At 44.3% G+C, this 26,294-nt stretch carries 27 protein-coding genes and 1 tRNA gene; 24 read left to right on the top strand and 4 right to left on the bottom strand.

Features of this window, described 5'->3' with window-relative positions:
* The first annotated feature begins 76 nt into the window (after positions 1 to 76).
* The 5 genes from AB4558_RS02835 to cobA all read left to right on the top strand — a co-directional run bounded on the left by AB4558_RS02835 (position 77) and on the right by cobA (position 5,722).
* A tRNA-Cys gene (locus AB4558_RS02835) sits at positions 77 to 150 on the top strand.
* A gap of 616 nt (positions 151 to 766) precedes the next feature.
* Complete coding sequence (gene nirB, locus AB4558_RS02840; RefSeq protein WP_372157937.1) at positions 767 to 3,340, top strand: nitrite reductase large subunit NirB; 2,574 nt, start codon at positions 767 to 769, stop codon at positions 3,338 to 3,340.
* 14 nt (positions 3,341 to 3,354) lie between these two features.
* On the top strand, positions 3,355 to 3,678 hold the full coding sequence (gene nirD, locus AB4558_RS02845; protein ID WP_372072930.1) for a nitrite reductase small subunit NirD: 324 nt from the start codon (positions 3,355 to 3,357) through the stop codon (positions 3,676 to 3,678).
* Between the two features lie 123 nt (positions 3,679 to 3,801).
* The gene (locus tag AB4558_RS02850; protein ID WP_017062558.1) at positions 3,802 to 4,617 is read left to right on the top strand and encodes a formate/nitrite transporter family protein; all 816 of its coding nucleotides are present in this window, start codon (positions 3,802 to 3,804) and stop codon (positions 4,615 to 4,617) included.
* A 328-nt stretch (positions 4,618 to 4,945) separates the two neighbouring features.
* Complete coding sequence (cobA, locus tag AB4558_RS02855) at positions 4,946 to 5,722, top strand: uroporphyrinogen-III C-methyltransferase (RefSeq protein ID WP_372072932.1); 777 nt, start codon at positions 4,946 to 4,948, stop codon at positions 5,720 to 5,722.
* A 51-nt stretch (positions 5,723 to 5,773) separates the two neighbouring features.
* On the opposite strand, the gene AB4558_RS02860 is transcribed toward cobA, so the two are convergent.
* On the bottom strand, positions 5,774 to 6,271 hold the full coding sequence (locus tag AB4558_RS02860; protein ID WP_372072954.1) for a DUF4174 domain-containing protein: 498 nt from the start codon (positions 6,269 to 6,271) through the stop codon (positions 5,774 to 5,776).
* 323 nt (positions 6,272 to 6,594) lie between these two features.
* Here AB4558_RS02860 and AB4558_RS02865 point away from each other — a divergent pair, with 323 nt between their 5' ends.
* The 3 genes from AB4558_RS02865 to AB4558_RS02875 all read left to right on the top strand — a co-directional run bounded on the left by AB4558_RS02865 (position 6,595) and on the right by AB4558_RS02875 (position 9,196).
* Positions 6,595 to 7,068 (top strand): NYN domain-containing protein, encoded by a 474-nt coding sequence (locus tag AB4558_RS02865; protein ID WP_004731130.1) that lies wholly within the window; start codon positions 6,595 to 6,597, stop codon positions 7,066 to 7,068.
* Positions 7,069 to 7,148: 80 nt separating this feature from the next.
* A complete protein-coding gene (locus tag AB4558_RS02870; RefSeq protein WP_017062555.1) occupies positions 7,149 to 7,814 on the top strand; it encodes a response regulator transcription factor in 666 nt (221 codons plus the stop codon).
* A complete protein-coding gene (locus AB4558_RS02875) occupies positions 7,811 to 9,196 on the top strand; it encodes a sensor histidine kinase (protein ID WP_017064547.1) in 1,386 nt (461 codons plus the stop codon). Before AB4558_RS02870 ends, AB4558_RS02875 begins: the two co-directional genes overlap by 4 nt.
* Positions 9,197 to 9,380: 184 nt before the next feature.
* On the opposite strand, the gene AB4558_RS02880 is transcribed toward AB4558_RS02875, so the two are convergent.
* The gene (locus tag AB4558_RS02880; protein ID WP_017062553.1) at positions 9,381 to 10,685 is read right to left on the bottom strand and encodes a dicarboxylate/amino acid:cation symporter; all 1,305 of its coding nucleotides are present in this window, start codon (positions 10,683 to 10,685) and stop codon (positions 9,381 to 9,383) included.
* A gap of 559 nt (positions 10,686 to 11,244) precedes the next feature.
* Between AB4558_RS02880 and AB4558_RS02885 the strand changes: the two genes are divergently transcribed.
* The 7 genes from AB4558_RS02885 to AB4558_RS02915 all read left to right on the top strand — a co-directional run bounded on the left by AB4558_RS02885 (position 11,245) and on the right by AB4558_RS02915 (position 18,455).
* Positions 11,245 to 13,341: a TonB-dependent siderophore receptor gene (locus AB4558_RS02885; protein WP_372072934.1), complete on the top strand. Its 2,097-nt coding sequence runs from the start codon at positions 11,245 to 11,247 to the stop codon at positions 13,339 to 13,341.
* 194 nt (positions 13,342 to 13,535) lie between these two features.
* Positions 13,536 to 14,303 (top strand): DUF3450 domain-containing protein, encoded by a 768-nt coding sequence (locus AB4558_RS02890; RefSeq protein ID WP_050622345.1) that lies wholly within the window; start codon positions 13,536 to 13,538, stop codon positions 14,301 to 14,303.
* The gene (locus AB4558_RS02895; RefSeq protein ID WP_050646234.1) at positions 14,303 to 15,679 is read left to right on the top strand and encodes a MotA/TolQ/ExbB proton channel family protein; all 1,377 of its coding nucleotides are present in this window, start codon (positions 14,303 to 14,305) and stop codon (positions 15,677 to 15,679) included. Before AB4558_RS02890 ends, AB4558_RS02895 begins: the two co-directional genes overlap by 1 nt.
* The gene (locus AB4558_RS02900; protein ID WP_004731144.1) at positions 15,679 to 16,239 is read left to right on the top strand and encodes a MotA/TolQ/ExbB proton channel family protein; all 561 of its coding nucleotides are present in this window, start codon (positions 15,679 to 15,681) and stop codon (positions 16,237 to 16,239) included. The genes AB4558_RS02895 and AB4558_RS02900 overlap by 1 nt, the downstream gene beginning before the upstream one ends.
* Positions 16,236 to 16,640, top strand: coding sequence for a biopolymer transporter ExbD (locus AB4558_RS02905; protein WP_004739212.1), 405 nt, complete (start codon positions 16,236 to 16,238; stop codon positions 16,638 to 16,640). The genes AB4558_RS02900 and AB4558_RS02905 overlap by 4 nt, the downstream gene beginning before the upstream one ends.
* Before the next feature lie 19 nt (positions 16,641 to 16,659).
* Entirely contained in the window at positions 16,660 to 17,280 is a 621-nt protein-coding gene (locus tag AB4558_RS02910) for an energy transducer TonB (protein WP_102394361.1), read from the top strand.
* Positions 17,277 to 18,455 carry a lipopolysaccharide assembly protein LapB gene (locus AB4558_RS02915; protein ID WP_102320786.1) on the top strand — a complete coding sequence of 393 codons (1,179 nt, stop codon included), beginning with the start codon at positions 17,277 to 17,279 and terminating at the stop codon, positions 18,453 to 18,455. The genes AB4558_RS02910 and AB4558_RS02915 overlap by 4 nt, the downstream gene beginning before the upstream one ends.
* A gap of 129 nt (positions 18,456 to 18,584) precedes the next feature.
* On the opposite strand, the gene AB4558_RS02920 is transcribed toward AB4558_RS02915, so the two are convergent.
* Positions 18,585 to 18,905, bottom strand: coding sequence for a hypothetical protein (locus tag AB4558_RS02920; protein WP_261886102.1), 321 nt, complete (start codon positions 18,903 to 18,905; stop codon positions 18,585 to 18,587).
* Positions 18,906 to 19,247: 342 nt separating this feature from the next.
* Between AB4558_RS02920 and AB4558_RS02925 the strand changes: the two genes are divergently transcribed.
* From AB4558_RS02925 to AB4558_RS02965, 9 genes are all read left to right on the top strand, one after another.
* Complete coding sequence (locus tag AB4558_RS02925; protein WP_102428351.1) at positions 19,248 to 19,877, top strand: PepSY-associated TM helix domain-containing protein; 630 nt, start codon at positions 19,248 to 19,250, stop codon at positions 19,875 to 19,877.
* Positions 19,878 to 19,948: 71 nt separating this feature from the next.
* The gene (locus AB4558_RS02930; protein WP_102425150.1) at positions 19,949 to 20,467 is read left to right on the top strand and encodes a DUF2271 domain-containing protein; all 519 of its coding nucleotides are present in this window, start codon (positions 19,949 to 19,951) and stop codon (positions 20,465 to 20,467) included.
* A gap of 118 nt (positions 20,468 to 20,585) precedes the next feature.
* Entirely contained in the window at positions 20,586 to 21,422 is an 837-nt protein-coding gene (locus tag AB4558_RS02935; protein WP_372072938.1) for a DUF4198 domain-containing protein, read from the top strand.
* Positions 21,423 to 21,537: 115 nt separating this feature from the next.
* Entirely contained in the window at positions 21,538 to 21,873 is a 336-nt protein-coding gene (locus tag AB4558_RS02940) for a hypothetical protein (RefSeq protein ID WP_372072940.1), read from the top strand.
* Positions 21,870 to 22,448 (top strand): DUF6162 family protein, encoded by a 579-nt coding sequence (locus AB4558_RS02945; protein WP_372072942.1) that lies wholly within the window; start codon positions 21,870 to 21,872, stop codon positions 22,446 to 22,448. The genes AB4558_RS02940 and AB4558_RS02945 overlap by 4 nt, the downstream gene beginning before the upstream one ends.
* A 16-nt stretch (positions 22,449 to 22,464) precedes the next feature.
* A complete protein-coding gene (locus AB4558_RS02950; protein WP_104216034.1) occupies positions 22,465 to 23,400 on the top strand; it encodes a metal ABC transporter solute-binding protein, Zn/Mn family in 936 nt (311 codons plus the stop codon).
* Complete coding sequence (locus AB4558_RS02955; protein ID WP_017067855.1) at positions 23,400 to 24,134, top strand: metal ABC transporter ATP-binding protein; 735 nt, start codon at positions 23,400 to 23,402, stop codon at positions 24,132 to 24,134. The genes AB4558_RS02950 and AB4558_RS02955 overlap by 1 nt, the downstream gene beginning before the upstream one ends.
* Positions 24,134 to 25,009 carry a metal ABC transporter permease gene (locus AB4558_RS02960; RefSeq protein ID WP_050622353.1) on the top strand — a complete coding sequence of 292 codons (876 nt, stop codon included), beginning with the start codon at positions 24,134 to 24,136 and terminating at the stop codon, positions 25,007 to 25,009. Before AB4558_RS02955 ends, AB4558_RS02960 begins: the two co-directional genes overlap by 1 nt.
* A gap of 2 nt (positions 25,010 to 25,011) precedes the next feature.
* The gene (locus AB4558_RS02965) at positions 25,012 to 25,935 is read left to right on the top strand and encodes an ABC transporter substrate-binding protein (RefSeq protein WP_065584939.1); all 924 of its coding nucleotides are present in this window, start codon (positions 25,012 to 25,014) and stop codon (positions 25,933 to 25,935) included.
* A gap of 114 nt (positions 25,936 to 26,049) precedes the next feature.
* Here AB4558_RS02965 and AB4558_RS02970 read toward each other — a convergent pair whose 3' ends face one another.
* Complete coding sequence (locus AB4558_RS02970; protein WP_017060973.1) at positions 26,050 to 26,259, bottom strand: DUF2986 domain-containing protein; 210 nt, start codon at positions 26,257 to 26,259, stop codon at positions 26,050 to 26,052.
* Positions 26,260 to 26,294: the final 35 nt, after the last annotated feature.

Raw genomic sequence — 26,294 nt, forward strand, 5'->3', positions numbered from 1 at the left:
CCCGGGGCACCATCTATTTGGTTGTTACCTTTTTTGGTAGGAATCAAAAGAGTTGTTCTCTTAAAACACTATTGAAGGCGCCTTGGCAGAGTGGCTATGCAGCGGATTGCAAATCCGTGGACCTCGGTTCGACTCCGGGAGGCGCCTCCACTATTCAAAGTTGAAAGGCCAGCAGAAATGCTGGCCTTTTTGCTATCTGAAATTCTAAACCCTCATGCTATGTTCAAACTTCCACGTATGCTCTCTAATCAGTAGCACCACTAGGAACAAGCTATATCAGATCACTTTTGTGCCGGTCTTTTCCTTATGTAAACCTATCATTTGCTAAACAACCAACAGCATCTGTTAACCAATTGCGCCGTTTGTGAGTGGAATGAGTGGGGAATGGAAAAGGGCGACTGTCTTTTGCGTCATTAAATTCTTCATATTTATACATAGTTGCTCATGATCCTGTAACGCTTTCATGAGTTATTACACTTATTATGACCACAAGTGAAAATGATTGTCATTTACTTGTGTTGCTGCTAACCTATTGTGAAACTTTATAACATCTTATTTACTGCACGAAAGTGTATATAAAACCCCGCTAAACCTTATTAAACCTACGGTTATTCGTTTACTTCGTATGATAAATCAGCAGATCTACCTCTTTTGTCCTACCCCTTTAGGGTAGTTCGATTTCGTAATTGATTTACATCATATTTTCATTTTCTTTCATAATTCATTATTCGCTCAGTTAAGAAATATATAACCTTCAGGAATTCTTATGAGCAAGATGAAGCTAGTCGTAATCGGTAACGGGATGGTCGGCCATCGCTATATCGAAGATTTAGTCGAGAAGACAGACGTTGCTAACATGGACATCACAGTCTTCTGTGAAGAGCCTCGCGTAGCCTATGATCGTGTACACCTTTCTTCTTACTTTTCACACCATACTGCGGACGAACTTTCTTTAGTTAAAGAAGGCTTCTACGAGAAACACGGCATCAACATGCTGATCGGTGAGCGTGCTATTAACGTTAACCGTGAAAAGAAAACAGTTTACTCAAGTACTGGTCGTGAAATTCAATACGACAAGCTAATCCTTGCTACAGGTTCATACCCATTCGTTCCGCCAATCAAAGGTAACGAAGGTAAAGACTGTTTCGTTTACCGCACAATCGAAGACTTGAAAGCTATCGAAGCAACCGCTAAGAATTCTAAATCTGGTGTGGTTGTTGGTGGTGGTTTGCTTGGTCTTGAAGCTGCAGGCGCACTAAAAGCTCTTGGTGTAACCACGCACGTTGTTGAGTTTGCTCCAAAGCTAATGGCTGAGCAGCTTGACCAAGCGGGTGGTAACCAACTTCGTCAAAAAATCGAACGTATGGGCGTTAACGTACATACAAGTAAGAACACGCTTGAGATTGCTCCTGAAGGCACTGAAGCTCGTAACGTAATGCGCTTTGCAGACGGTACAGAGCTAGAAACTGATTTCATCGTATTCTCTGCTGGTATTCGCCCACAAGACAAACTTGCTCGTCAAATGGGGCTGGGTATTGCACCACGTGGCGGTATCGAGATTAATGATCACTGTCAAACGACAGACAAAGACATCTACGCAATCGGTGAGTGTGCGTCTTGGAACCAAACGTTCTACGGCCTAGTGGCTCCTGGTTACAAAATGGCAACGGTAGCGGTTGACCACGTTGTTGGTAACGAAAGCACATTTGAAGGTGCTGACATGTCTGCGAAGCTTAAGCTTTTGGGCGTGAAAGTAGGCTCTATCGGCGATGCGAACGGTCGTACTCCTGGCTGTAAGAGCTACGTTTACCAAAACGAAGAACAAGAAGTTTACAAGCGTCTAATCGTTACTGAAGACAACAAGAAGCTGCTTGGTGCAGTAATGGTTGGCGACACGTCTGACTACGGTGATCTTCTACAGCTTATGCTGAACGAAATCGACCTACCAGAACACCCAGATGCATTGATTCTTCCTGCTCATGCTGGTGCTGAAAAGCCAACACTTGGCGCGGATTCTCTTCCTGAGTCTGCTGTTATCTGTTCTTGTTTCGATGTGACTAAAGGCAAGATCGCTCAAGCGGTTGCTGAAGGTCACCACACAATCGGTGATATCAAAGCAGTAACAGGCGCAGGTACTGGTTGTGGTGGTTGTATTCCACTAGTGACTTCAGTACTAAACGCTGAACTTGCTAAAGCTGGTGTTGAAGTGAAGAACGACGTGTGTGAGCACTTTGCATACTCTCGCCAAGAGCTTTTCCACCTAATTCGCATCGAAGAAATCAAAACGTTCGATGAGCTATTAGAGAAATACGGTAAAGGCTACGGCTGTGAAGTATGTAAGCCTCTAGCAGGTTCTATCCTTGCTTCTTGCTGGGGTGAACACATCCTTAAGCCTGAATTAGTGAAGCTGCACGATACCAACGACAACTTCCTAGGTAACATGCAAAAAGACGGTACTTACTCTGTAATCCCTCGTATGGCGGGTGGTGAAGTAACACCTCAAGCACTAAGCGTACTTGCTGATGTTGCTGCAGAATACAACCTGTACACCAAGATCACTGGTGCACAACGTATCGGCCTGTTCGGTGCTCAGAAAGATGACTTACCAGCTATCTGGAAGAAGTTAATCGCTGCGGGTTACGAAACGGGTCAAGCTTACGCAAAAGCACTTCGTATGGCTAAGACATGTGTAGGTTCGACTTGGTGTCGCTACGGCGTTCAAGATTCAGTTGGCCTAGGCGTGATGATCGAGAACCGATACAAAGGCATCCGTACTCCTCATAAGATGAAGTTCGGTGTGTCGGGCTGTACTCGTGAGTGTGCTGAAGCTCAAGGTAAAGATTTAGGTATTATCGCAACAGACGCTGGTTGGAACATGTATGTGTGTGGTAACGGTGGTATGAAGCCTCGCCACGCAGACTTACTGGCAAGCGACCTAGACCAAGAAACGCTGATCAAATACATCGATCGTTTCATGATGTTCTACATCCGCACGGCTGCTCCGCTACAACGTACTTCGGTATGGATGGACAACCTAGAAGGTGGTGTTGATTACCTACGTGAAGTGATTGTAGACAACAAGCTTGGTATCAATGACCAACTTGAAACTGACATTGCTGGCCTAGTAGATAACTTTGCTTGTGAGTGGACAGACACTATCAACGATGAAGCTCAACTTAAACGCTTTGCACACTTCATCAATGCTGATGACCGTGATGAAAACGTTGTGTTTGTTGATGATGGCCGTGAACAACACCGTCCTGCGACATTCACTGAGAAACACCCTGAAGCCATTACTTCAAAGCATCAGGGCGACATCATTCACGTAGAATCTGTTTAAGGGGAGACGACATCATGGCATTTACCAAAGTTTGTAAGATCGAAGACATTATCCCAGGTACAGGTGTTTGTGCGTTGGTTGGTGGTGAGCAAGTAGCTGTATTCCGCCCAACTGAGGCTGAAGAAGTATTCGCGATTAGCAACACAGACCCATACTTCCAATCTAACGTGCTATCACGTGGTTTGATTGTTGAGCACAAAGAAGAGCTTTGGGTAGCAAGCCCACTTAAGAAGCAACGCTTTAACCTAGCAACAGGTGTGTGCATGGAAGACGAGAACTTCAACGTGAAAGCGTACAAAGCTCGTGTTGCCAAAGGCGCTGTAGAAATCTCTGCTTAATCTTCGGATGAGTAAGATTTGATAGTTCAAGGGTTCTAGTTCTCGATATTGCCTTAACTCGGCAACTAGAGCCTTTTCCTATCCAATTTTAACTTTTAATTTAAACTTTTTAAGGACAACCTTATGTCTCCTGATTACAAACCAGCTGAATTCGTTCAAACGATGATTGATGTGGGTGAAGCGAAAACGAAAACAAGTACTCGCGATCTTCTGATTCGAAGCACTATGGCTGGTATCATCCTTTCTCTAGCGGTTGTTGTTGCTATTACAGCAATGGTTCAAACCGGTATTGGCCTTGTTGGCGCACTTGTGTTCCCAGTTGGCTTCGTCATTCTAAGTGTAATGGGTTATGACCTAGTAACTGGCGTATTCGGCCTTGCACCTTTAGCGAAATTCGACAACCGCCCAGGTATTACTTGGGGTCGTATCCTACGTTGTTGGGGTATTGTTGGTCTTGGTAACCTTATCGGTTCTTTGATTGTTGCTTTCCTTGTTGCAGTATCACTAACGGGTAACTTCTCTTTAGAACCAAACGCTGTTGCTCAAAAGTTCATTGCTGTTTCTACAGGTCGTAGCCTAGGTTTTGAAAACATGGGTATGGACGGATGGATCACGTGTTTCGTACGCGGTATCTTCTGTAACCTTATGGTATGTCTAGGTGTGATTGGCAACATGACTGCACGCACAGTATCTGGCCGTGTAGCAATGATGTGGTTCCCAATCTTCATCTTCTTCGCACTCGTATTTGAGCACACAGTGGTAAACATGTTCCTATTCCCACTAGGTATGATTCTTGGCGCTGATTTTGGTATCGCGACATGGTTGAACTTCAACCTTATCCCAACAATCCTAGGTAACATCGTTGGTGGTCTATTAATGACGTGTGTTCCTCTATACCTAACTCATGCTAAAACAGCTCCTTCTCTAGGCGCTAAGTAATTAGATAGTTCTAGGTTAATGAGCAACTAATAATGTGTGTTAAGCCCCAAGCTGTTGATTTGGGGCTTTTTTGATCTTAACACTCTCTACTTTGATAACCGTGTACCTAAGGCGAGCAATGTGTGCTTGATGATGGTGCAAATGTCAGGGTTTTCCAACGTAATAGATTGTTTTGTTATATAAACTTCTATCTTGATTAGAATTAATCGTAAAGTTTTATGGCAACAACTGATAGTCTAAGAAGTAGGGATATTGGTGATTCATACAACGATGAATCGTCATACAGAATTAAGCTTGAAATATAACAAGCTAACTTTCGGAGCAAAGCATGTCAGAAGTATCGCCATCGAATGTTAAAGAAGTAAACAAAGGATTTGTTTCATTGGTAGGTGCAGGTCCGGGCGACCCAGACTTACTTACGCTAAAAGCCGCACGAGTGATTCAACAAGCAGACGTGTTGGTTTATGACCGCTTGGTATCAAAAGATATTTTGGCGATGGCTAATCCAGAAGCAGAAATGCTGTATGTGGGCAAAAAGCTTGATCATCACTGTGTACCGCAAGATCAGATCAACCAACTATTAGTGACCAAAGCGCAAGAGAACAAGCACGTAGTACGCCTAAAAGGTGGTGACTCGTTTATCTTTGGTCGTGGTGGTGAAGAGTGTGAAACGCTAGCTGAGAATGACGTGAGATTTGAAGTGATTCCGGGCATCACAGCTGCTGCCGGAGCAACGGCTTATGCGGGCATTCCGTTGACGCACCGTGATCATGCACAAAGCGTGCAGTTTATTACAGGTCACTTGAAGAAAGATGGCGAAGATATTGACTGGCAATCTCTTGCTCAGCACAACCATACCATCGTGTTTTACATGGGCTTGAAAGAGAGTCCGAACATTCAGAAGAATCTACTCGATAATGGTATGCGAGCTGACATGCCAGTTGCGATCATCGAAAACGGTACACGCCAAGAACAAAAGGTGTTTAGAGGTGGGTTACGTGATTTAGCTGACCTTGCGAGCGTCGCAAAGAGCCCAGCGCTGATTGTTGTAGGCAGCGTGGCTCAGCTCCATGAAAAACTTGCTTGGTTTAACAAACAAGCTTGATCGTTTGACCTTCTAATTGGATCTCTAAGCCACTACTGAGTCCATCAAGAATCAAATACTGCAGCGGCTGCCTTGTCGCTGCATTTCTTGTTGGCGCATCGGCATTTCGTCAATGATATTGGTGATTTGTTTCCAATCTGTTTTGCCACTCCATCGGTGCTTCTCTTTCCCGTCTTTACCAATCAAAACAGCGGTATGTGATCCTTTCGGGATCTCGTAAATACTGGTGACTGCTTCTAAGTTAAACTCTTCTTCTAACCAAGTTGGGACTGTGTAACCACTCTCAGCAATAACCATAATGACGACATCTCGTTCGTCCAATTGACAGTTATTGAGCAACACTTCATTCAGAAACTCTTTAACGATTGAATCTTCCTTTGGAGCGAAATAAATCACACTGCGGTGTGGCAAAGGCTTTGAGTGAGAATAAGCGGGGTAGGCGAGTACTGAATTGATGGTTAAGCTCATGATTATTAACGTGCTGATGGTCAGTAGTTTAAGCAAACTAAACCAGCTACCAGAGTTTGATGGTTGATTTAAAGTTTGCATCGCTTTGGTTGTGTCGATGCTTACGATCGAATTGTGTGTTTGTCGGTGCAGCATTGCCAACCTCCCTTTAAAAACTCTAAGCCTGAGTACGATTTGAACGCTACGTAAAGAAGAAGGTGAAGATCAGAACCACCTAAGAAACGCTCAAAACAAATCCACTTACAATAAGCATAGTTAGGATTACGTAAAGACACTTAGCTTTACGCTAAAGATATTAGATTTACGTTAACGATAGCTGGCAGGTTCATTTTTATTGAGTAAAGCGACTCGCATTTTACAATTGAATAGAATAGGGTATACGGAAAATCTAAAGGTATGAATTTATGGAAAACATAGCAATTTTGGTCGACGTTCAGAACGTTTACTACACGACGCGCGACAAATACCGTTCTAACTTCGACTATAACCAGTTTTGGTATGTTGCCACGGAAGGGCGTAACGTTGTTGCAGCTAATGCTTACGCAATCTCAAGCCAAGATCCAAAGCAGCGTCAATTTCATCATATCCTTCGTGGTGTGGGCTTTAATGTGAAGTTAAAGCCGTTTATTCAGCGTCGAGATGGCAGTGCAAAAGGCGATTGGGATGTGGGTATTGCGTTAGACGCGATAGAACTTGCTGAGACGGTTGATACGATTGTTTTGGTATCAGGAGACGGTGATTTCGAAATCCTTGTAGAGCGAATCAAAGAGCGCTTTGGCAAGCCTGTTGAAGTGTATGGTGTTCCCGGGTTAACTGCTCAAAATCTTATCGATTCTGCATCAAAATTTGTACCGATTGAAAAAGATTTTCTTCTATAGAGGAAATCGGGCACTTTATAATTGAAATCAATAATAACGATAATTAGAATGCAAACAGTTCTTATTTATCGGTATGTGTAATGTCTCGCGTTTTAGTTGTCGATGATGATATTCAGTTGTGTGAATTACTGGGTGAAGTGTTAGAAAATGAGGGGTATCACGTTGATACTGTTCATTGCGGTGAATCCGCGCTTGAGTTTATTCAATCTCACCCTGTCGATTTGGTTCTACTCGATGTAATGCTTCCGAACCTAAGCGGCATTCAAGTAGCAAGACGTATTTGTCAGCGTTTTGCTACTCCCATTCTTATGCTAACCGCGCTTAACGACGATGCCTCAATGCTCGATGGCTACCAAGCAGGCGCCGACCAGTACATCGCTAAACCTTTCAATGTTCCTGAACTCTTAACCCGTATTAAGGTGATCTTGCGCCGAGTGGGTTTTGAACGCCAAAGACAATCTTTAGCTTCCTCTAATCACGGCTTGTGTGAACAACTCTCTCGTTTGCCATTAACTGGCACTGAAAAAGACTTGCTTGATTATTTGGTCAAAAATGACGGTATTGTCGTCTCAAAATCTGATCTGCAAATCCATGTACTCAAGAAAGAATTGTGTCCCTTCGATCGTAATTTAGATATGCATATCAGCAATATACGTAGAAAGCTCGTTCAGGCAGGTTTGTCTAAACAACATATAAAAACCGTTCGTGGTAAAGGTTACAGTTACCTAGAGTCGGTCGGAGCATGAGTAAAAAACTGCTGCGTTGCCCTGATTTTATTGCTAAGCGTAAAGACGGACTCACTTTCCAACTGTTCAGTTACCTGACCGTCATTTTGGTGAGTATTTTGATCCTGCAAGGTGTCGCTGAAAGAGCCTTGATGAAAGCGCTGCTTAAAGTCCCAGAATCGGTAAAAGCGGAAATGCTCGACCTTGCTTACCAAGCGAATGTGTTGATCGAAGAAGGGGACATGGATGAACTCGCGGACTGGGGTAATGCTCAGCAGTATTATCTGTTCGTCATTGATAAAGACAATCGTCCGATCACACATCGTCACATGCACCCACATTTTGAATTTAAGCTCAAATACTTAAGAACGTTAGATCACCAACTTAGTGATCGTGTGAGTAAGCCGATCTTCGGCCTACCACTGGATAACGGTAAAACACTGGTTATCCAACTACCGCACCAGTTTCATCCCGCAAAATCTTTTGCGCCATATTCCTATATGCTTAAAGCATTGATTGCATTGGTCGTATTGTCTCTGTTCTCGATTATCATGGCCAAAAGCCTTCAGCAACCGTTGGATAGATTGAGAGAAGCGAGCCGCAGACTGGCTCAAGGTGACTTCACGGTCAGTGTGGTGTCGGAGTTGAACTCCACCACGCGTGAATTCAACGAGCTTGCACACGATTTTGATTATATGACCTTTGAGATTAAATCTCTGGCTGAAAAGCAACGTTGTTTGATTCGTGATGTCTCACACGAGTTAAGAACACCATTAGCAAGGCAAAACCTCGCACTACACCTGCTGCGCAGCAAGGTTGATGATAAAAGCATTGGTTTGCTAGAACGAATGGAAAATGAAACAGAAGAGATGAATAAGCTGGTGGGTGAGATACTTGAATTTAGCCGCTTAGAAACCTCTCGCTATGACTCCAAGTTAAGTTTAATGCACCTTGAGCACTATTGTTCAATGTTGATCGCGCAGATGCAAAACGATTTAAAACCGAATCAAACTTTGATTGGTTCCCTAGAGACGCCGATATCAATGGTGAACGTTGATGAGAGGCTACTGCTTCGAGTCATTGGTAACTTGGTCGGGAATGCCATTAAATACGCGGGTGAGAACGCTCATGTGGTCGTGACGACATACGAACAGGTAATGGATAGACGTTACAGTGTAATATCTGTAGAAGATGACGGTGACGGTATTCCTGATAACAAGATTGCAGGTATATTCGACCCGTTTACTCGTATTGAATCAGCAAGAGACAAACGGTCTGGTGGCTACGGTCTGGGCCTTGCGATTGTTAAAGAAGCGATGGGTGTGATGAATGGACATGTAACTGCTGAGAATAGAGAAGGTGGGGGGCTGAGAGTGAACTTGATGTTCCCAATCGGTGATTAGCTTTCCCTATTGATAATTACCTTAAATTGATAACTGTCCCAACTCAGTAGTACTGACTTAAGCGATACCCAATAAAAACGCCACTGCATCTGCAGTGGCGTTTTTCTTTATGCGCTTTGGTATGGGCTAGGCGTAGCCATTAATTACGCCTGAGCTTGAAGACAAGAGCATAAGATAAGCGAGACTATGCCTGTTGGCGAGCTAGCTTAACTTCTTCTTCTTTCTCACCTGCTGCTGGGTCGTTGAAGCGAGACTCGTCTAGAGCGCCTTCAGACTTAGCAACGATGATAGATACGGCACTATCACCTGTGATGTTTACAGCGGTACGAATCATATCAAGAAGGCGGTCAACACCCATGATTAGAGCAATACCTTCAAGCGGCAGGCCAACTTGGTTCAATACCATCGCTAGCATAACAAGACCAACACCAGGGACACCTGCAGTACCAACAGACGCCAGTGTCGCCGTTAGGATAACCATTAGGTAATCACCCATTGAAAGGTCGATGTTGTACGCTTGCGCGATAAACGCCGTCGCAACACCTTGCATGATTGCAGTGCCGTCCATGTTCACAGTTGCACCTAGTGGTACTGTGAAAGAAGCGACTTTGTTGTCTACGCCCATACGGTTCTTAGCCGTTTCCATAGTTACTGGAATTGTTGCGTTCGAAGATGCTGTTGAGAATGCAAACATGATTGCATCTTCCATCTTACGTAGGAACGTAATCGGACTAAGACCTGTGAATCCTTTAAGCATCGCACTGTAAGTCACCAAGCCATGCAACAGCAGGGTACCAGCAAGCACTAAGAAGTATTCTGCTAGGTTCCAAATTGCACCTAAGCCAAGGCCAGAGAACAGTTTCGCCATCAAGAAGAATACGCCGTAAGGAGCAAGGTTCATTAGTAGCGCAACTAGCTTCATGATCACTTCGTTTAGATCAGAGAAAACTGCAGCGATACGTTCACCGGGTTTGCCCGCTGCACTGATTGCGATACCAAACAACACTGCAAATACGATAACTTGTAACGTTTTGCCCTCAGCCATCGCCTGAATAGGGTTGGTTGGGAACATGTCGATGATTACTTGGCCCAGAGAAGGGGCATCCGCTGATTTGAAAGAGCTCGCAGCAGTAAGATCCGCACCAGCTCCAGGTTGGAACAGGTTACCGATAGTTAATGCTAGAGTGATGGCAACGGCAGTAGTACCGATATAAAGTGCAAGCGTTTTGCCACCCATACGGCCAAGAGTTGATAAGTCTTTAAGAGAACTTGTACCGCACACTAGTGAAACGAAGACTAGAGGCACAACAAGCATTTTTAAACTGGCGACAAAGATTTGTCCGCCCACTTCAAAGAGTCCGTTAACGATGTAGTTGTTAACAAATCCGTTGTCTGCAAAAAGGGATTGAATGGCGAATCCCGTTAATATACCTACGACCATACCGAGGATTACTCGACCAGTCAGAGACATAGGTTTCTTGGTATTCATTTAGAACACTCCTTATTATTTATAACTTTGATACCTTTTCAAAGTGAGCAGGAGATTAGCAGTCGGATAATCAATTCGAAAAACAAAAAATGAGTTTGGAATTATAGATGTGATCAAAATCACTGATAATTGTGTAAATTAAACAAATAAAAACAAAATAATTCACTATTAATTTACATCTATCGAGGGTTTTATACATAAATTTGTCGTTTCAAAGGTAGTAAATAAGAAGAGATGATTTTCTTATCAATCTTCACGTCTTCAATTGACTGAACAAATACCGTTGTTTCAAAAAATTCGGTGAAGATAACCAGTCGATTTACGTCCATGAGCCTTAACTATTTGTATTGAATGGTTTTGTTGAACTCCTCAAATATGACTCACCGACAGGCCTTTACAAAACTTTACGAATGCAAAGAATGTAAATTTAATGCAAATGGTAATAGTTATCACTTATATTCACTCCCGAAATAATTCAGTGGTACCGGCAACGGTTCAGCGAACACATCGAATAAATAACAAAGTGTTCGTCTAAAAGAATAAAAGCGGAGTAAAGGACATGTTTTCAAAGAGCCCATTGGCTTTAGTGATCGGCGCAGTATTAGCTTCACCAGCAGTATTGGCAGAAACAGTAAAAACAGACGAGCATATGGTTGTTGAAGGTCGTGACTACGGTTATAAAGCCGACACGAACACAACAGCAATGCGCATGGAGGCGACTCAATTAGAGACTCCGGGACAAGTTTTAGTAATCGATGAGCAAATCATCGATGAACAGCGTGCAACAACGCTTGGTGACGTGCTTAAGAATGACGCGAGTGTAAGTGCTGGCGGTACAAGCCGTAACCGTGAACGTTTCTCTCTACGTGGTTTCTCGGTAGAAAGCTCTTCGGGCTTCCTTAAAAATGGCCAGCAACATTGGTCTCACTACCGTCAACCAATCGAACTGCTAGAGCGTGTTGAAGTACTAAAAGGACCTTCTGGTCTTCTTTACGGTATTTCTGCACCAGGTGGTTTGATCAACATGGTAAGCAAAAAGCCAACTTACGATACGCAAGTAAGTGTTAGCCAAGATATTGGTTCTAATGACCATTCTCGTACAACGGTAGACGTAAGTGGCGCTTTGAACGACGCTGAAACTCTACGTGGTCGCGCGATTCTATCTAAAGAAAGCTACGGCTCTTGGAGAACTTATGGTGACGGAACTGAACCACAAACAGAACGTTTTGTTGGTGGTGTATTCGTTGATTACGATGTAACTGAAGACGTGACAGTTTCTGTTCATTACGACAAAACTAACGACGAAGGTAGCGTAGATTCTGGCGCTTTATACACGCTAGACGGCAACCGAGTAGGTAGCGACAAGCACATCTGGGATGCACAGTGGTCACAGATCGAGAATGATGTTGAGAACGTTGGTTTTGATATTGCTGCTAACCTGACTGATACATGGTCATTAAAAACAGGTTTCAACTACCAAGATTTCGAACGTATTGATATGGAAAGCTACCCAAGCTTTTCAAATATGAATCCTGATGGTACGGGCACCGTGACTCAAGGCGGTAACTACCGTCATGATAAATGGCGTTTCAGAACGGCTTACGTTGATCTAACAACAACCGCTGATCTTGCGGGCACAGAGCACCAACTATTATTCGGTGCTAACTGGTTAGGCTACAGCTATTACCGTGGTATGGATCGCTTCAGCAGCGCTGAATACGTACCAGATGCAACAGTACCAGCGCCGTCAGTGGGTCCAACATCGCTAGGTAAGATGAGTACTTACGATACTTGGGGCTTCTACATCCAAGATTTGATTACTATTAATGATGAATGGCAAGTTCTTGCGGGTGCTCGTTTCGACCGGAAAGTAAGTGATGGCGTAGCAGAAGAAAATGTAGCGCCTAAGCTTGGCCTGATTTACCACCCAGCATCAAACGGTAGTATCTACGCTTCTTACTCTGAAAGTTTCGAACCACAAGGTGTTGTGTCGAGCGGAAGCCGCAACTACACCAACGATGGCGAACTTCTTGACGCAGCAACGGGCGTGTCTTACGAAGTCGGTACTAAGTGGGAACTGATGGACGAACGTCTATTCGTTTCTGGTGCGGTATTCGATATTACCCAAGAAAACATTTCAATGGATGTAGAAGACACTTCATCAGGCGATTGGACGAAGACACAAGGTGGCGAACAAGTTCACCGTGGTGCTGAGCTAGCCGCACAAGGCTTTATTTCAGAGCGCTTCTCAATGTCTGGTTCTGCAATGTACTTAGATGCTGAAATCACGAACCATGAAACATATGAAGGTAACCGTCCAGTAGACGTACCTGAGTTTGCAGCAAGCGTTTGGTCTACCTATGCAGCAACAAACGAAGTTGATGTGAACCTGGGTCTTATCTACGAAGGTTCTCGTTACGGCGATAGCGCGAACACATTCAAGAAAGACGGCTACGCACGTGTAGATATGGGTGCTGCATACACGCTTAAGTACGACGATTCTCTTGATTTCGTAGCGCGCCTAACAGTCGAGAACGTATTTGATAAAGAATACCTAGCGGGTGGCGGTTCAACATCTTCAAACCACCAATTTGCTGAAGACGTAGTAATCGGCGAAGGCCGTAACTACATGGCGACTTTACAGGTAAAATACTAATTTGTTAGTAGGGTACTATTGTTAGCCTAAATACTAAGGGGAAAGTTTCGGCTTTCCCCTTTCGTGATTCTGCTATTCAGTAAAAATATCCCTAGTAATGAGAGTGACTTTTAATGATAATGAGAGTGCTTATCAATAATAGTATTTATCAATAAAATGTATTTGACCTTCTTCTATAGTAAATGACTACAATTATGAATCTTTTAAAAACTAGCCTAGCGCTTGCCATCAGTTTGGTTGCAACGTCTTCTATGGCAAACAGCTTGGATCAAGCTCAATCAATTCAAAACAAGACCAATAACGCGTCGGCTTCGAGCCAAAAGGTTATTGATAAAAGCTCACAAGCGACTTTAATGCTGCAAGCTGAGATTGAGCGTCTGCAAGAAGAAGTGAAAAATCTAGAAATCTATCACGATCACCTTGCTGCATTGGTTGAGAGCCAGAATCAAGAAGCTCAGAGCATTGAAGGGCAGATCGACGAGATCAAATACACACGTCAAGGTGTTGTGCCTTTGATGTACCAGATGATTGATGGCCTTCAGCAGTTAGTTGAACAAGATGTGCCAATCAGGAAAGAGCAACGTCTAGAAAGAGTTGAAAAGCTGCAAGCAATGATGACTCGTGCTGATGTGAGTGATGCTGAGAAATATCGTCGTATCTTAGAAGCTTACCAAATCGAGATGGACTACGGCATCAAGCTCGGTGCTTACCAAGGCCGTGTTGCATTGAGCAGCGACAGAACGATTGAAGCAGACGTGTTGCACTTAGGTCGTATCTCTTTGGTGGCTCGTAACTTAAATGGCAGCCAATACTGGTCTTGGAATCAAACACAAAATCAGTGGCAAGAGCTAGATTCTTCAATGAAATCTGAGCTAGATAAAGCTTACGACATTGCAAGCCAACAAGCGGCGCCAAGCCTAATTACTTTACCTGTTTCTTTAACTGTTGCGGAGGTTAAGTAATGAACTTAAAGCCATTAGCAGCATTGCTTTGCATTACGTCTATTTCATTTTCTGCTTTCTCTGCATCAGACACGACGGCTCAGCTAGTTAATAAAGCAAAATCAGAGAGTCGAACTCAAGCTTCTCACAACGTAGTGCGTGAAGCTGATTTCAAAAAGACAGAACAAGAACTGAAAGCGATCAAAGCTCAGCTTGAAGCGAAACGTACGTCTATCCAAGGTGCGACAGATGTTCTGACTCAAACCTTCAGTGATAACGAAAACAAGCTTGCTCGCTTAGAAGAGAAGCTGCGTTTAGAAACCGGTAGCTTAGGTGAGCTGTTCGGTGTCGTTCGTCAAAACGCAAAAGAACTCGGCGCAGAGCTTAGCTCAACCGTGAACAGTGTTGATCGCGCTGAACACACGGCAACTGTTGATCAAATTATCGATGCGAAATCACTACCATCAATGCCACAGCTTTCTGGCTTGTGGATGAGTATGGTAGAGCAGATCCAAGCGAGCTCTGAGCTGAGCAAATCTCAAATTGCATTCATCAATGGTGAAGGCAACACACAAACTGTCGACGCTTATCGTTTAGGTTCAATCGGCCTAGTAACAGACCAAGGCTATGTTAGCTGGAACACACAGCGTGAAGATGCGATTGCGTATCTGAAACAGCCATCGAATGGTCCAACTTTAGCATCGCTATCTACATTAGCGAATGGCGATGTGTCTAACGTGGTTGTCGATCCTTCTCGTGGGTTCATGCTAGAGCAACTAGCGCTAACACCAAGCCTAACTGATCGCCTTCAAGCGGGTGGTGTAGTTGGTAAAGTGATTCTTGGCTTGCTTGCAATTGGCTTAATCATCGCATTAGTTCGTGGTATTTCTTTGGCTATCGCTCGCCAGAAAATTCGCGCTCAACTTAAGAACCCAGAGCAAGCGGGTGATAACCCTCTAGGTCGTGTTCTTGCGGTTTACAACAAAGAGCAAAACCAAACCGTTGAAGCACTAGAACTACGACTTTTAGAAGCGGTAGTGGATGAACAAACTCACCTAGAGAAAGGTTTATCGATGCTAAAACTTCTAGCGGCACTTGCGCCAATGTTAGGTCTTCTAGGTACTGTAACTGGCATGATCGAAACATTCCAAGTGATCACACAGTTTGGTAATGGCGACCCTAAAGTGATGGCGGGTGGTATTTCTATGGCGCTAGTAACAACCGTACTTGGTCTTGTTGCAGCAATGCCTCTGCTATTAGCACACAACATTCTTAGCACTCAGGCTGAAAACATTCGCAACATTCTTGAGAAACAAGGTATTGGCCTTGTTGCTGAACAGGCAGAAAAAACGGTTGAATCAAAAGCTGTGGTTTCACCAGTTGGGACTGCTGCGTAATGGATATTTTGTCGGGTTCTCTATTACCAGCGAGTTGGTTAACGAGTGACTGGCTGCTGTCTTTATCAAGCTTTATGGAGCAGGGCGGTTTCGTCCTGTGGTGGCTAGCGGCTGTCGTCCTAGTATATTGGGTGCTTGTAGTCGAACGTGTGCTTTATCTTGCGTTCTACTTTCCAAAGCAGCGCCAAGCTTGGATTACTAAGTGGCATGAAAGAGAAGATCACTCTTCTTGGCATGCCAAAGCCATTCGTGAAGGTTGGTTGGGGCAAGCGAGTATCTTACTTAACCAAAACTTGAATTTTATTAAGCTGTTAGTCGCAATTTGCCCGATGTTGGGCTTGCTAGGCACTGTAACCGGTATGATCTCTGTTTTTGATGTTATGGCGACACAAGGCAGCAGTGACCCTAAATTGATGGCTTCAGGTATCTCGTTAGCAACACTGCCAACCATGGCAGGCATGGTTGCAGCGTTAGCGGGCATGTTCGTTCACGCTCGCTTAGCGAAAGTATGTAACCGCTTAGAATTGAAATTAGAAAAATCTTTAAGGAGTCAACGATGAGACTCGGTCGACGTCATTCTAAAAACGAAGAGGCTCAAATAGACCTTACTTCGATGCTTGATATTGTCTTTATCATGCTTATTTTCTTTATTGTGACCAGTTCATTTGTTCGTGAGTCAGGGGTGGAAGTCAATCGCCCACAAGCTTCTAACGTAGTAAGCCAAAAGGATGCAGGCATCTTTGTTGCGATTACTTCTGCAAACGACATTTTCATCGACAAGCGTGTCGTAGATGTTGAACGTGTCCAAGCGACGTTAGAGCACTTGTTGCTAGAACAACCTGATGCTTCTTTGGTTATTCAAGCGGATGAACACGCTTACAACGGTACTGTTGTTAAAGTGATGGATGCCGCGAAAGGTGCAGGTGTTAAAAACATTGCGCTTGCTGCTGATAAGCGATGATCTTGGAGGATCTTCATAAATGATTCGCCTATTTCTTGCTTTACCGCTAGCGGGTGCATTGGGCTTAGCTCTGTTTTCTTTTATGGCTTGGATGGTCGATAATGGTCACCAACGTTCACCAGACAACAGTGAAACGTTAAGTTTCAACATGGTAATGGTGGAACAAGAACAAGAAATCCAAAGAAGACAACGTGCAGTTCCTGAAAAACCAGAAATGCCAGAGCCGCCACCGGAAGCGCAAACGTCTCAGTCACAAGCTGAAGTTACGCCTCTGAATTCGATGTCTTCATTACCTTCTTTGGATTTGAATACATCCATTGACGGCCTAGCGATTAACGCGCCGACATTTTCTGATTTTGGGTCAAACCAACAAGCAATGCCTCTGTATCGAGTAGAACCTCGTTACCCACCTAAAGCGCTGAAGCGTGGAGCTGAAGGCCATGTGATAATGTCTTTTACCATCGACGAAACGGGACGCCCAATTGACATTCAAGTCACTGACGCAAACCCACGTCGTATGTTTGAACGTGAAGCGATGAGAGCACTTAAAAAATGGAAATATCAACCGAAAGTCGTCGATGGAAAAGCGATAGCTCAGGTTGGTCAAACCGTGAAACTAGAGTTTAAGTTGGCAAAATGATGAAACATATATGGATATTAGTGGGCTTGTTGTTAATGCCCCTTACAACACAGGCACAAGAGCTAACCCAATATACTGCTATTCGTGTTCAAAAGGCGCATAAGCTTGCTCAAGATGAACAGGTTAAACAGGCCATTGACGTACTAGCAGGTTTAGAGCTTTCTAAGGGCTACGACAAAGCGTACGTAGCTCGTATGCTAGGTGTTTTTTACTGGCAAGATGGCAAAACCGATAAGGCGATTAAGCAGCTTACATACGCCGTCGATACCAATTTGCTGGTGGATGAACAAGCTTGGATAACGAAGCGTATGCTTGCGGATCTGTTATTAAACGATCAACAGTTCAAAAACGCGCTTCCACATTACTACGAGTTAGTAAAAACAGCGCCAGAGGCAGAAAAGAAAGACGTGCTTTGGATGCGAATTGCACAAGCGGAATACCAAATCGAAAACTGGTCGAAAGTCCTAGTGGCCATCGGTAATCACGACAAGTTCAATTCAAAACCAGAGTTATCACCTCTATCGCTAAAACTGGGCGCACAGCTTCAGTTAAAGCAGTGGAAACAGTCGATTCCTACACTGGAAAGCTTGATTGAACTTCAACCCGAGAAAGATAACTGGTGGCGTCAACTGGTTGGTATTCAACTTAGGTTAGATCGTAATCGTGATGCATTGAACACGTTAGCACTGGCTGATCTACAAGGTGTTGAGCTGAAGAACTCAGATCGCCGCTTGTTAGCGCAGCTTTACGCGAAACGTGGCATTCCAGAGCGCGCAGCACAAGAAATTAGTAAGTTAGATGATGCGAACAGCGATGTTCAACTTCTGGCTGAGCAAGCAACCTACTGGCAGTTAGCGAAAGAGTGGGACAGTGCTATTGAAGTGTGGACGTTAGCGTCTAGAAAAGACACGCAATATCATTGGAATGTGGCTCAGTTACTGGTTCAACAAGGTTACTACGATCGTGCTCTGGTTGTTTTGGATAAAGTGAAAGACAAGAACAAGCAAGCTGATGTTGCTTTAGCGAAAGTACGTTCATGGTACAAGCTAAAGAATCTTGATAATGCTCTTGCTCAAGCGAAACGTGCGAACAACATTGAGCCTTCTTCTGAGGCAAAAGGTTGGATTAAATATCTGACTCAGCTAAGAACAGTGAGTGATAACGGCAACGTCTAACTGCGAATAGCACAATAGAAGACAAGAGAAAGTAATATAGAGAAAAGGGTGTCATTTGATGGTTCAAATGACACCCTTTTTAATTTTGGCGGTTAAAGCTTTTTGAACTTTATCGTTCCAATGCGGCAGTTAAGGCTCGCACATCGTGCCGCTGGACGTAGCACTTTGAATCACGCCGCTGGTATCAGCAACCCAATTAATGGTGCAGTCACGATAAGGGTTTTTGAATGCGTGTACTGTATAACCATTGTCTAACGGTTTCTTGGTTTCAATCCAAGCATAGTTTCGAGACGCCCAAAAACTGATAGGGCGTGACCGTTCGGTGAGATAACGTTCTTGTACATCGGTTATGTCTGAACCGATGTATTGTTGAATATGTTCTTCCGTGCTGATTATTTGGCTGGTGCACGCCGTTGCTAGCGCAGCAAAAGCCAAAACAAAAATACGCATTTCAAATCCTTTTAAGCTTCATTAGCTATCATCAAACCAGTGATCAAATAGTCCCAACTTTCTATCCTTAAAGCTACGACTGTTACCTTAAACCCATCTCAATCAAGCATGTTGAGATTGAGCTTTTTTGAGCTTTGACCTGTTATCGATAAGCTCTGATAGAACGAATCAAATCTCTTTAGTACACGTTAGCAAGAATATGCATACAGTTCGATGACTTCCCATGTAATGTTATGTAAATTTCCTTACGCCGCTCAGCAAACGTAAACAATGTAAATTGAATGCCAATACGAATGATTATCAACTAAATTGTCGCCATAAAATTTATAGGTATTGGTTTGTATGTCGTTAAAAAGTAGGGCGGTTCAGTCATGGGCTCGTCGACTTCATGTTTATATTTCTATGGCGCTTCTGTTCGTGGTTCTTTTCTTCTCAGTGACAGGTATAACCCTGAACCGACCTGAGTTATTTGAATCAAGCCAACCCAATATCCAACGCTCTACGCTAACGCTTCCTACGAGTTTATTTACGATCCAAGACGGCCGTTTAAAAGCTGACGAGACAGCCTTTGAAACGTTTCTGTTTGAAGAAGCTAACCTCTCCGGCGTTCCTTCAGGCTTGGACATCTACGCAGAGATCGAAGACGGTGAGTTGCTCATCGGTGAAGTGTCTATGGACTTCAAAGGACCGGGCTACAACGCTTCCGTGTTTGTTGACGTTACGTCTGAATTTGTAGAAGTCGAAACTACGAATTACGGCGTTATCGCATTGTTGAACGATCTACATAAAGGTCGTAACAGCGGTGAAGTATGGAAATGGTTTATCGATATCACTGCGCTACTGATGATCTTCTTTGTGCTTACCGGCGTGTGCTTACTGTTACCTAAGAAAAAGACGCTTAATACCTCCATCAAATGGACGGTGTTTGGGTCTGCAATCTCACTTGTTATCTATTTTGTCGCCGTGCCTTAACGCTTGATTCGATTGATGAATCGGATTGAAGAACGAACTTAAGGTTAAACGGATTTAAAAGGTTGTTAAACATGAAAAAAATGAACTGGAGCAAGGCGCTTCTTGCTTTATCTCTTTTGCCAAGCCTAGGTATGGCACAAGCGATTCCTGATACGGCAAAACTTGATGTCAGCTTTGAGCTTCCAAAGATTGATACGTCTATGTATGCACGTCCTTATGTGGCGGTGTGGGTAGAGAACAGCGAACGAAAGTCAGTGAAAACCATCGAGCTTTGGGTCGGTAAAGATGAATGGCTTAAAGATCTGCGTAGCTGGTGGAGAAAGGTTGGCCGTTACGATCGTGAACTGGTTGATGCTGTAACGTCTGCAACACGTCCTGCTGGTCAGTACCGTTTCGTTTGGGATGGCAAGAGCGACAGCGGTGAAACGTTAGAACAAGGTGAGTACACGGTTCATATCGAAGTGGTTCGCGAACACGGTGGCCGTAACTACCTTCGTCAAAAAGTATCACTCACAGATTCAAACGCATCTTACGAATTAAAAGCAACGGAAGAGACGGGTGAAATCACCCTGAACTACATCGCTAAATAGTAAGTGCGAACAGTAACTAGTAAGTACGAACTAAAACCAAGCTGAACAGAATAGACAGTGGTCATCGTAGGCTCAGATAGAGCGACACGGCTAACAATTATAAATAATGGAATTGAACATGATGAAACAAACAAAAATTAAAGCACTTGCTCTAGCAGGTGTGATGGCATTTGGCTTAGCAGCAACGACAACAGCACAAGCTCACCCACGTTGGATTCTGCCATCTCACTTCACTGTATCTAAAGAAGGTGGTGATTGGCTAACGTTCGACGTTACTGCGTCTCACGGTACGTTTGTTTTTGATAAGCCTGCAGGCAGCGAAAATGCTCATGTCATCATGCCTGATGGCCGCAGCGAGCGTCCTAACTTTGTGATTCGTGGCAAGCGTCGTTCAATCTTCGACTTCTATTTTGAAGAAGAAGGTACACACAAAGTGGCAATCAACAACTATCCGTCTTACTACACACAGTACAAAGCGGGCCGTCGCGACACCGTGAAGTGGATTAAAGAAAACAAAGCAGAGCGTGATTCAGTACTACCAGAAAAAGCACGTGACGTGGTAACACAAATCAGCTTCACTCGTGCAGAAAGCTACATCACGGTAGGTAAGCCAACGGATTCAGTGTTCAAAATTGAAGGCAAGCTACTTGAGATGAAGCCAGTGACTCACCCTTCAGACATCGTTGAAGGAGAACCAGTAACATTCCAATTCTTCTACAACGGTGAAATCCAGAAAGATGTGAAAGCGGAGATCACTCGTGAAGGTACGCTTTATCGCAACCACCAAGAGCAGATTGATGTAGTGAGTGATGAGAACGGTGAAATCACGTTTACTCCAGACGTAGCGGGTCGTTACGTAATGAAAGCGAACTACAAAGGTGAGTTGATTGACAACCCATTGGCAGACAAAGCAAGCGCGAACGTTCACCTAACGTTCGAAGCACTGCTTCAATAGTCTGTGATATCGGGACTAGATCCCTGATTAAGAACCAAAAAACTTAAGGGCTCATTTGAGCCCTTTATCGCTCAGTTTACTTCTGAGAATTTGCACTGTGGCTAGGGTATGAACCATGACAATAAAAACAAAACTTAACGCTTTAATGACTCCTTGCTTAGCTCTGGGACTTGGTTTCGCTGCATTGCCTGCGCAAGCACACTTTCCACTGATGAGCTGCTGGTTTGAAGGCAAAACCGTTGCTTGTGAAGCGGGTTATTCGGATGGCAGCAAAGCGATTGATTACGCGGTTGGGATGTACGATTACGAAGACAACTTGATTGCAAAAGAGATGACAGATAAACGTTCTATCGTTGAATTCCCGCACCCTGACACTGAGTTCTACCTTGTGTTTGATTCAGGCCATGAATTTCCCGTTGAAGTTGATGTTGTTGAGATCAGCGAAAAATGATGATTCAAAGCGTACGTGCTGATACGGGCGGCAGAGAGGGCAAATGGGTAGGGCTGATCATTGTGTTCATCCTTTGCTTTGCAACCGTCGCGATCCCATTTCATCAGGCAGAATCCCACGTTAAAGCAGTGCTTGATCATCAAATTCTTGTGACTGATGTTGAACAAGAAAACTTGGCGATGCTATCAGAGCTGCGTTTAGCGCATGAAGAAATCCGTGACCTGCGCATGGACTCAGATGGTGAATGGCCGAGTGTTGCATCACTTAAAGATGAATGGGTTGCCCCGTTTGTAGAAGATCAGAGTTGGAAGCGCAAAGGTTCTCATGCTTGGGTACTGGACGGGCGTGGTTATTACTTTTCTACTCCAAGTGAACAAGCTACGCCTACCGATCATGGTTTTGCGGATTCCTTTATTTTAAATGCGAACAGCGTTTCTCCTGAAATCTGGATCTTCTTGGGCGGTGTAGCGAAACAGCCCGCTACTTTTGACCAACACACGCTAGAGTCTACGGGTTGGAAAATGGTCGTGAACGAATCAGAAATTGAACAGCATCATGAAAGCGATGCTCACTAATAATAAGAGAATTACTATGCGAATTATGACTCTGTTCATGTCGTTATTAGCGGTGTTCATGGCACCCAATGCATTGGCAAAAGAATATAAGATCGACAGCAACAAGCTGACGATTGGTATCACACTTCAACCATACTACAGCTACGTGAAAGCCGTGGTAGGTGACAAAGTGAACATTCTTCCTTTGGTTGACGCAGGTTTCAACCCACATAACTACTTACCACAACCCAATGATTTAAAACGATTGAGCCAAATGGATGCAATCGTAGTAAACGGTATTGGTCACGATGACTTTGCGCTTAAAGTGATTTCAGCAGCGCAACGTGATGACTTAGTCGTGATCGAAGCAAACAAAGAAGTGCCTCTACTTCCTGCTCTTGGTCAGTCTGTTGGTCAAGGTGCCGTTAACCCACATACCTTTGTTGGGCTTTCGACAACAATTCAAAAGGTTTACACCATCGCGAGTGAGGTCTCTAAGCTCGACCCTGACAACGCGGCTTTTTATCGTAAGAATGCACGTAAATACGCAAAGCAATTTCGCTTTATGAAGCGCGATGCGATGTTGTCATTAGGTGAGTTAGATACTTCAGGTATGAAGGTGGCGACCACGCACAATGCGTATGGCTACATCCTTCAAGAATTTGGTGTGGATGTTGCGGCGGTGATTGAGCCTGCACACGGTGTTGAACCAAGTGCGAGCCAGTTGCAAGAAACGATCGAAAAGATCCGCGCATCGGGCATTGACGTGTTGTTCTACGAGCTAAACATGCCAAACCGTTTTGTTGACACGATTGAAGCGGAAACGGGTGTTCAGCTTTACCGTTTCTCTCACATGACGCATGGCGAATATGAAGACGACAAAGTCGAAGTTGAGATGCAGAAGAATCTCGAGACATTAATCGAAGCAATGAAATTTGCGGCGGCGAACCAAGCTAAAAGCGGGAACGCATAATGTTAGGTCCATCGATTTCAATCAATCAACTCGGTCTGCAATATGACAACAACGTCATTCTTGACGATATCTCACTAGAACTTAAAGCGGGTGAGTGCCATGTAATCATGGGGCCAAACGGCGGTGGTAAAACCTCTCTGCTACGCTCTGTTCTTGGTTTGACGCCTTTCTCTGGGCAAATCAATATTCATTGGCCAGAAAAGCCAAGTATCGGTTATGTTCCACAAAAAGCGACCTTCGAATCGAGCTTGCCTTTGACGGTCATGGATTTCGTGTTGCTTAACCAAACTCGAATTCCGCTATTTTGGCGTCGTAAGTCTAAGCAATTGGATCTTGCACTCGCACAATTAGATCGCGTTGGTATGGCTACTCGTAGCGACCGCCGCATGGGACAGTTATCGGGTGGTGAGCAGCAACGCGTGCTGTTTGCCCAAGCGCTATTAGATAACCCAAGTCTACTGGTGTTGGATGAACCAACCACGGGTATGGACGAGCAGGGCGTTCGTTATCTTGAATCGCTGATTCGTGAATGTGTTGACGAGGGTCGCACGATCCTTGCGGTTCACCACGATGTAACCGCAGTACGTCGCCTTGAAGCCAATGTACATGTTGTGAATCGATTCTTGGTTGATAGTGGTCCACACGAACAGGTACTACATCCAAGTAAGATTGAAAGCTTATTCCAGCATTACAGCAGTGGTGCTGCGATGAACAAACCGAAGGAGGTTGCGTAATGGATTGGCTACGACAACTTGCCGTAAGTGGTGTTGAAGCGGGTTGGTTATCTGACAGCTTCATGTATGCGTTCATGGTCAATGCACTGGTTGCTGCATTGTTACTGGGCCCGTTACTAGGTGGCCTGGGTACTTTGGTGATTGCTAAGCGTTTGGCTTTCTTCTCTGAAGCGGTAGGCCACGCGGCATTAACCGGTATCGCTATAGGTGTGTTGCTTGGCGAGCCACCAGAAAACCCAATTATTGGTCTGTTTAGCTTCTGTATGATCTTCGCGCTGCTTCTTCACTTTGTAAGAAACAGAACCAATGTGCCATACGATACTTTAGTTGGCGTTTTCCTTGCTTTAGCACTGGCAGTGGGTGCGGCATTGCTGATGTACGTGGCGCGTAAGATCAACATCCACATGCTTGAGAACGTACTATTTGGTTCGATTTTGACGGTAACAGACCAAGACTTAGCGATTCTCGCAGGCAGCTGCGCGATCATTATTTTGCTCTTGATACCGACGTTCAACCGTATTCTTCTAACCTGTATCAGCCCTGATATTGCCAAGGTTCGTGGTTATAACACCAGTTTCTACGACTACTTGTTTGTCATGATGATCACCTTAGTGACGATTGCAGCGGTGAAGATCGTAGGTGCTGTTCTGGTTGGTGCATTATTGCTGATCCCAGGTGCGACAGCTCGCTTGTTAACTAAACGCATGGGCAGCTTTGTATTGCTGTCGGCATTACTGGCAACAGTCGCGTGTTTAGTTGGAACCGTCTTACCTATGGAATTGAAACTACCAGTACCTTCGGGCGCTTCGATCATCATCGTTTCAGCGACATTTTTCCTAGCGGCAACGCTATACCGGATTATAAGAAAGGCATAATCATGACCTCTTTAATTAATCGTATCTCAAGAACAGTGAAGGCTATTACTAAAGTTGGTGCCGTTAGCAGCCTATGGTTGGCCGGCTCAATGGTGTCTATCAGTGCTAATGCCGAGGATATCCTTACCAGTACGCCTGTGACTTATGCTTTGGCGACAGAGCTAACCAAAGGCACAGACATTACCACCGAATATCTGCCACCAAAGCGCTACGGCATTGATCGTCTGCCAAACTGGTTTGGTACTAAAGGCGCAAGCAAAGTCCTTCAATCCGGCGAAAAGGCGACCGTAGCATTAACGCTGTCATCTATTTGGCAAGCTGATCCTACATTTGTATACGCAAGACAGGGCAATATCCGTTTGGTTGAAGTGGATGCGGCTCAAGCGATTACACCGCGCGCGCAAGGTGTAGCTGCGCTGACGTTATCAAATGGTGAAGTGTCTAAATACGCGTGGTTAAACCCAACCAATCTAACGCGTATGGCGGCAATTGTGGCTGATGACTTTAAGTTGTTGTGGCCTGCGCAAGCTGAAACGATTGATAGCAACTTACAACGTGTGATGTTGGATGTTCGTGAACTGATCAACAAGCAGCAAGCAGTATTGCTCGACAATGACGTAGATTCAGTATTGTTGCTTTCAGAAAGCTTGGAAGATTTCGCCTCTGGCAGCCAACTGTTTGTTGAAGAACGCATGTTCAAAGCTGAACTGGAATGGACAGAGCAGGACAAAGCCAAGCTTAAAGAGATGTTTTCGGAAGATGATGCTCTATGGTTAGTTACAGCGAAAAAGCCAAGCAACTTGATTAAATCATTGGTACCGAATGAGCGTATCTTGGTAGTGGATTCTGTTGATCGTTGGGGCAGAGCGGGAATCAACGCAAAAGCACCGTTTGCCCGTTGGGAAGTGCAGCCATTCAAAGGCTAACCAGCGCGATTAAAAATGGTAGGATCAAAAAAGCAGCCCAATTTGAGGCTGCTTTTTTGTTCTTGTCTGTTGGCTCTGAAAAGAGTGTCAGACAAGAGGACTGCGAGTATAAACTTACTCTGCAGCTTTTGTCTCTTCAGCTTCAACAGTTGCTTCTACTGAACCTTCAGCTTGCTCTTGAGCTGCTTTCGCTTGTTCTTCAGCTTCCATTTTTGCACGGTCAGCTTTAGAGATGTAGCGAGGCTTGTTGCTACTATGCAGTTTAGAATTCGCCTGTTTCTGCTTCTTTTTTAGAATTTGATTGATTTTTTTCTTACGGTTCATTGCTGCATAGCCTTGTATTTAGTTTAGGCGGTGGA

The sequence above is a fragment of the Vibrio sp. 10N.222.51.C5 genome (assembly GCF_041474575.1).
In the GTDB taxonomy this organism is placed as follows: domain Bacteria; phylum Pseudomonadota; class Gammaproteobacteria; order Enterobacterales; family Vibrionaceae; genus Vibrio; species Vibrio crassostreae_C.

What these genes read in the sequence shown, in the direction of transcription:
- AB4558_RS02910 (WP_102394361.1), top strand. Translation starts at nt 16,660, where the DNA reads ATGATTCGCCTATTTCTTGCTTTACCGCTAGCGGGTGCATTGGGCTTA.
- AB4558_RS02955 (WP_017067855.1), top strand. Translation starts at nt 23,400, where the DNA reads ATGTTAGGTCCATCGATTTCAATCAATCAACTCGGTCTGCAATATGAC.
- AB4558_RS02890 (WP_050622345.1), top strand. Translation starts at nt 13,536, where the DNA reads ATGAATCTTTTAAAAACTAGCCTAGCGCTTGCCATCAGTTTGGTTGCA.
- AB4558_RS02860 (WP_372072954.1), bottom strand. Translation starts at nt 6,271, where the DNA reads ATGCAAACTTTAAATCAACCATCAAACTCTGGTAGCTGGTTTAGTTTG.
- cobA (WP_372072932.1), top strand. Translation starts at nt 4,946, where the DNA reads ATGTCAGAAGTATCGCCATCGAATGTTAAAGAAGTAAACAAAGGATTT.
- AB4558_RS02920 (WP_261886102.1), bottom strand. Translation starts at nt 18,905, where the DNA reads ATGCGTATTTTTGTTTTGGCTTTTGCTGCGCTAGCAACGGCGTGCACC.
- AB4558_RS02875 (WP_017064547.1), top strand. Translation starts at nt 7,811, where the DNA reads ATGAGTAAAAAACTGCTGCGTTGCCCTGATTTTATTGCTAAGCGTAAA.
- AB4558_RS02895 (WP_050646234.1), top strand. Translation starts at nt 14,303, where the DNA reads ATGAACTTAAAGCCATTAGCAGCATTGCTTTGCATTACGTCTATTTCA.
- AB4558_RS02915 (WP_102320786.1), top strand. Translation starts at nt 17,277, where the DNA reads ATGATGAAACATATATGGATATTAGTGGGCTTGTTGTTAATGCCCCTT.
- AB4558_RS02880 (WP_017062553.1), bottom strand. Translation starts at nt 10,685, where the DNA reads ATGAATACCAAGAAACCTATGTCTCTGACTGGTCGAGTAATCCTCGGT.
- AB4558_RS02940 (WP_372072940.1), top strand. Translation starts at nt 21,538, where the DNA reads ATGACAATAAAAACAAAACTTAACGCTTTAATGACTCCTTGCTTAGCT.
- AB4558_RS02965 (WP_065584939.1), top strand. Translation starts at nt 25,012, where the DNA reads ATGACCTCTTTAATTAATCGTATCTCAAGAACAGTGAAGGCTATTACT.
- AB4558_RS02935 (WP_372072938.1), top strand. Translation starts at nt 20,586, where the DNA reads ATGATGAAACAAACAAAAATTAAAGCACTTGCTCTAGCAGGTGTGATG.
- AB4558_RS02945 (WP_372072942.1), top strand. Translation starts at nt 21,870, where the DNA reads ATGATGATTCAAAGCGTACGTGCTGATACGGGCGGCAGAGAGGGCAAA.
- AB4558_RS02960 (WP_050622353.1), top strand. Translation starts at nt 24,134, where the DNA reads ATGGATTGGCTACGACAACTTGCCGTAAGTGGTGTTGAAGCGGGTTGG.
- AB4558_RS02870 (WP_017062555.1), top strand. Translation starts at nt 7,149, where the DNA reads ATGTCTCGCGTTTTAGTTGTCGATGATGATATTCAGTTGTGTGAATTA.
- AB4558_RS02930 (WP_102425150.1), top strand. Translation starts at nt 19,949, where the DNA reads ATGAAAAAAATGAACTGGAGCAAGGCGCTTCTTGCTTTATCTCTTTTG.
- AB4558_RS02925 (WP_102428351.1), top strand. Translation starts at nt 19,248, where the DNA reads ATGTCGTTAAAAAGTAGGGCGGTTCAGTCATGGGCTCGTCGACTTCAT.
- AB4558_RS02970 (WP_017060973.1), bottom strand. Translation starts at nt 26,259, where the DNA reads ATGAACCGTAAGAAAAAAATCAATCAAATTCTAAAAAAGAAGCAGAAA.
- AB4558_RS02850 (WP_017062558.1), top strand. Translation starts at nt 3,802, where the DNA reads ATGTCTCCTGATTACAAACCAGCTGAATTCGTTCAAACGATGATTGAT.
- AB4558_RS02865 (WP_004731130.1), top strand. Translation starts at nt 6,595, where the DNA reads ATGGAAAACATAGCAATTTTGGTCGACGTTCAGAACGTTTACTACACG.
- AB4558_RS02900 (WP_004731144.1), top strand. Translation starts at nt 15,679, where the DNA reads ATGGATATTTTGTCGGGTTCTCTATTACCAGCGAGTTGGTTAACGAGT.
- AB4558_RS02885 (WP_372072934.1), top strand. Translation starts at nt 11,245, where the DNA reads ATGTTTTCAAAGAGCCCATTGGCTTTAGTGATCGGCGCAGTATTAGCT.
- nirB (WP_372157937.1), top strand. Translation starts at nt 767, where the DNA reads ATGAGCAAGATGAAGCTAGTCGTAATCGGTAACGGGATGGTCGGCCAT.
- AB4558_RS02950 (WP_104216034.1), top strand. Translation starts at nt 22,465, where the DNA reads ATGCGAATTATGACTCTGTTCATGTCGTTATTAGCGGTGTTCATGGCA.
- AB4558_RS02905 (WP_004739212.1), top strand. Translation starts at nt 16,236, where the DNA reads ATGAGACTCGGTCGACGTCATTCTAAAAACGAAGAGGCTCAAATAGAC.
- nirD (WP_372072930.1), top strand. Translation starts at nt 3,355, where the DNA reads ATGGCATTTACCAAAGTTTGTAAGATCGAAGACATTATCCCAGGTACA.